The organism is Aeromicrobium sp. PE09-221 (genome assembly GCF_002174305.1).
Classification (GTDB): Bacteria; Actinomycetota; Actinomycetes; order Propionibacteriales; family Nocardioidaceae; genus Aeromicrobium.
The window spans coordinates 1-4,261 of the sequence record NZ_MIJB01000089.1 but is presented as its reverse complement, the minus strand read 5'-3'; the positions used below and the strand labels follow the sequence as shown (position 1 = coordinate 4,261).

The 4,261-nt window shown below is 59.8% G+C and carries 4 protein-coding genes and 1 pseudogene; 3 read left to right on the top strand and 2 right to left on the bottom strand.

The features are described 5' to 3' along the window. Positions 1-372: 372 nt before the first annotated feature. On the bottom strand, positions 373-1,314 hold the full coding sequence (locus tag BHE97_RS19435; RefSeq protein WP_087625661.1) for a hypothetical protein: 942 nt from the start codon (positions 1,312-1,314) through the stop codon (positions 373-375). Between the two features lie 47 nt (positions 1,315-1,361). After that, positions 1,362-2,234, bottom strand: coding sequence for an OmpA family protein (locus tag BHE97_RS19430; RefSeq protein ID WP_170931522.1), 873 nt, complete (start codon positions 2,232-2,234; stop codon positions 1,362-1,364). Between the two features lie 775 nt (positions 2,235-3,009). Between BHE97_RS19430 and BHE97_RS19425 the strand changes: the two genes are divergently transcribed. From BHE97_RS19425 to BHE97_RS19420, 3 genes and pseudogenes are all read left to right on the top strand, one after another. Then, positions 3,010-3,825 (top strand): ABC transporter ATP-binding protein, encoded by an 816-nt coding sequence (locus BHE97_RS19425; RefSeq protein WP_201791557.1) that lies wholly within the window; start codon positions 3,010-3,012, stop codon positions 3,823-3,825. Beyond that, complete coding sequence (locus tag BHE97_RS20525) at positions 3,809-3,967, top strand: hypothetical protein (RefSeq protein WP_201791556.1); 159 nt, start codon at positions 3,809-3,811, stop codon at positions 3,965-3,967. The genes BHE97_RS19425 and BHE97_RS20525 overlap by 17 nt, the downstream gene beginning before the upstream one ends. Continuing rightward, positions 3,964-4,261 (top strand): annotated as a pseudogene (locus BHE97_RS19420) (ABC transporter permease); the annotation flags it as partial. The gene BHE97_RS20525 and the pseudogene BHE97_RS19420, both read left to right, overlap by 4 nt.

Here is a 4,261-nt window from a genome sequence, read left to right as displayed (position 1 = left end):
CGACAGCCTTCCCGGCTCCCTTGGTCCCTCGGCCGGTGTCGTCGTCGGTCGTCTGCCCCGTGTCCGTCGTTTCCCCTTGCGTCGAGGTGCCGGACGAGTCGTCGTCTGACGTCTCACCAGAAGTGTCATCCGATGCATCCGGTCTTTGTGTGCCGCCATCGGTGACCGAGCTGCCCTTCTTGTCGTCGGAGCCGCAGGCCGCGACGAGTAGTGTGAGGCAACTGACTGCTAATCTTTTGCGCGTAGTATGCTTGGAATGTTTCACAAGCAGCACGCTAGTGGTGAACGTGCTTCACTGCAAGGCAGTCGCAGGCCTACGATGATTTGAGGGCGTGACTGTGGGCACCACCCCTACAAGCTGGTCGGGACGCGTCAGACGTCGAAGTACCACGTCCGGTAGCGTCGGCAGCCGAGCTCGAGCTGCAACAACAAGCGCGCGCCCTTCAGTGGCGTCGTGCCGCGATGAAAATAGTAGGGATCTCCTGCGAAACCCAGCCCCGCGGCACCGCAAACCGTAACGAGCTGCTTCGTTCCATAAGTCTGCAAGAGTTGAGCCTCAGACAAGGAAGCACAGCGCTGGCCGAGCAGTTGATGCAGAGCCGTGCGCTGACGGGGATTCTTCTTGATGTACGCGTGGGGGCCGTTCTCCGGACCCACGTCGGTCAAGTAGAAGAAAAACTTGAGGGTTTTGTAGTCGTTGATGTCGCAGTGCAGCACCTGGGCAGCGGCACGTTTATCCGCAGCCGTTGCCCTGTACGGAAAGCTCCACGCCAGTTCACTCCTCAAATACACGGGTTCGCAGCCGAGGTAGGCGCGGGATACCGCCTGAAGCAGCGGATCTTCTCGTAACTGGCGGAAGATTGGCCACTCTTCCTGCTGCTTGAAGTAGCTCGCGAGCTTGAGGGGGCGCCCCAACCGCCGCTCGAATTCTTCACGCTCTCCGATGCGCAGAGCCAGCGCCGGGTCGCGATCCCCGTAGCACGTCGTTTCTTCGCTGTGTGCGACCAGTTCGGCGAGCACTTCGGGCGCAAGCTGTAAGCCCACGTAGTAGCCTTCGTTGCGCAGGGTAGACACGACCTCCGCTGCGTCATGCTGTGACTGCACGATGGCCGACGTCGTGCCAACAGGTTCCCGCCTGCGGAATGGTGGCTCGCGCGTAACCCATTCCCGCGCCACTTCGAACCGCGCGACCGTCTTCATCAAGAAAAAGCCGGGATCCTTCTGTAAATAGCGGTAATTTTTCAGGACGTAGGCCGCAGATTTACGGCTTATAGCCAACGGGAGACGCAACTGTGACGTGTCTTTGGTGCCCATATCCCCTCCTCGAGCCATGGGTTGGCGAACCGGTGAACGGGAACAAGTTAGCCCATAAGGACCAGTTTCCGCCAGCAGTTTTTGCGCTTCCGAAACAACCTCCTAACACCAACGCAACACTCCACCTGCACTGCAGCGCGAGCTGCGAGGAGTTGTTGGCGCACCTCATCCTGCATGCTCCCCGATCGGCTCCCCCCGCAAAGCCGTGACTCAGCCTGCACAGCGGCCCGCAGCGCCCCGCCACCGCCCGCTCTGGTCACCAGAAGCGGGCGGGCGCCACGGGTGGTGCCTAGAGCTCGGTCGCTTCGATGCGCCGATTCTTCTGACGGCCGTCCACCGTGTCGTTCGCCGCAAGCGGCTGGCTCGTGTCTACATGTCCTAGCGTCCTCGACTGCGGTCGCACCTCGCATGCCTTTGGATATCAAGTAATCCCGGCACGCCTGGGCGCGCTTTTCGGACAATACCTTGTTGGCCTTGGGGTCGCCCACGTTGTCGGTGTGTCCCGTGATCCGAATGCGAGCGCTCTTCTTGTGCTTCAGGTATTCGACCACGTTGTCCAGCTGGGGGAACGAATCCTTCCGGATGCTGGCCTTGCCGGTGTCGAAGTTGATGCCGTGGAGCACGATTCCGGAGGGCGCCGATCCCGAACCCGACCCGGTGTCGATGTCGTGGCGCTTGTAGCGCAACGTCAGGCGAATGTTTTGGTTGGGTTCATCAGTGACGGGCACGCTGGCGGCGATGTCCTTCCGACCGAGACTCAGGTACACCAGATCGTATTTTTGACCGACGGGAACGAGAACTTCGGCGTACCCCTTCGCGTCCGTTTCTTGCGTGTAGTACTTCTGGCCGTCAGGTGCGGTAAGTGCAATGACGATGCCTTCGATTGGACCCTTGTCCTTGTCGACCACGAAGAACTTCATGGCGGCGTGAGTGGCACTTGGTTTGATCTGAGAAGGATTAACGCCGCGCGCATCCTTGGCAGTGTCTGATTCTCGCAGCACGAACTCCGTGTCTCGAGACGCCGGGGCGTCGGAGGCCGAAGACTCAGACGTGCTCGATGCAGACCCCTCCGAGTCCTCAAAGCTTGACGCGAGGTCGTCGGCCGACTCGCCGTCGTCAGTCGAGCCCGAGATGCTTTGGTCAGACGGTGCCGCCTCGTCTGCCGGTGAAGTCGGGCCTGGGGCGCCACCTCCGCACGCGATGAGCGCCGATAAGGGGATGGTGACACTAAAGCAGGTAGCAAGGAAAGTAGGGCGCATGAGTACTCCGTCTTCAAGAGGATAGTCGGGGGCAACGTTATCACAGGCCGCGCTGTGCGGCGAAAATCAGGCGCTGCGCCCGCGAGCACGCGCCGAGGCCGCACGCGCCACCGAAGCTGATGAGCCGCCGTCGACTCTACCGTCGCTACCGGGCAGGAGCGGCTCGTGGCGGGGGGCGGACGTTTCATGTCCGGTCGAATGCTGGCGATGACTCTGCGACCTTGACCTTGGTGGCCGGACACCGCTACATCCCGCTCGCGACGCCTTGGCGCCGAGCAGAGCATGATGTTGTTCACGAGCGATCTCGACCGAGGTGCATCGGGTAGCGCCTGGGTGCGATCCGTGAACGTCGAATCGGCGTGGCCGCTGCTGTATGGCTGGAGAGCATGATATGTCACTGACTCGAGTTGTAGCGGCAAGTGTGTCCACGGTAGGGATGACCGGGACTTCATCTTCGTCGATCATCGACGTGTCGCACTTGTTCAAAACCTACAAGTCGGGTCTCCACGCCCTGAAGGACATCAACTTACAGATTGAACGCGGTGAGATATTCGCGCTCTTGGGTCCGAATGGCGCCGGAAAAACCACGCTCATCAACATCATTTGCGGCATCGTCAACCCGACGAGCGGTCGTGTTCTCGCCGACGGTCAAGACATCGTGCGCAACTATCGAGCGGCGCGCAGCAAAATTGGTTTGGTCCCGCAAGAGCTCTCGACCGACGCCTTCGAGAGCGTCATCAACACCGTCCAGTTCAGCCGGGGCTTGTTCGGGAAGCGGCCGAACCGCCCATACCTCGAGCAAGTCTTGAAGGACTTGTCGCTCTACGACAAGAAGGACAGCTCCATCATCTCCCTCTCCGGCGGTATGAAGCGCCGCGTGCTCATCGCCAAAGCACTCGCCCACGAGCCGGACATGCTATTTTTGGACGAGCCCACAGCCGGCGTCGACGTCGAGCTCCGGCGTGACATGTGGAAGCTGGTTCGGTCGTTGCGTGAACGGGGCGTAACGATAATTTTGACCACTCACTACATCGAAGAAGCCGAGCAGATGGCGGACCGCATCGGCGTCATCAATCACGGCGAGATCATACTCATCGAGCACAAGTCGGTGTTGATGAAGAAGCTCGGCCGCAAGCAACTGAAACTGAAACTAGGCGCGCCGCTGGCGTCGATCCCGGAGGGGTTGCCGGAGGACCTGGAACTGGCGGCAGGCGGACACGAACTGATATGTATACTTGATAGCTCAGAATGATGACCCGGGCATCGCTAGTCTGCTGCGACGCCTGAGTGAGCGTGGCATCGAGTACAAGGACCTGCAGACGAAGGAGGGTTCCCTAGAAGAGATCTTCGTCAATCTCGTCAAAGCGACTGCCGACCGTGAGATGAATCCGTGAACCTGCCAGCCATACGTGCCATTTATGCCTTTGAAATGGCGCGCACCTTTCGCACCATCGTGCAAAGCATTGCCGCGCCAGTGATTTCAACCTCCCTCTACTTCGTGGTCTTTGGTGCGGCAATAGGTCTGTGCCTTATGACGGATCTCGAAGGCGTAAGTTACGGAGCGTTCATCATTCCCGGATTGATCATGCTTTCTCTGATGAGTGAAAGCATCTCCAACGCCTCGTTTGGCATCTTCATGCCCAAGTATAGCGGCACAATCTACGAGCTGTTGTCCGCGCCGGTTTCGG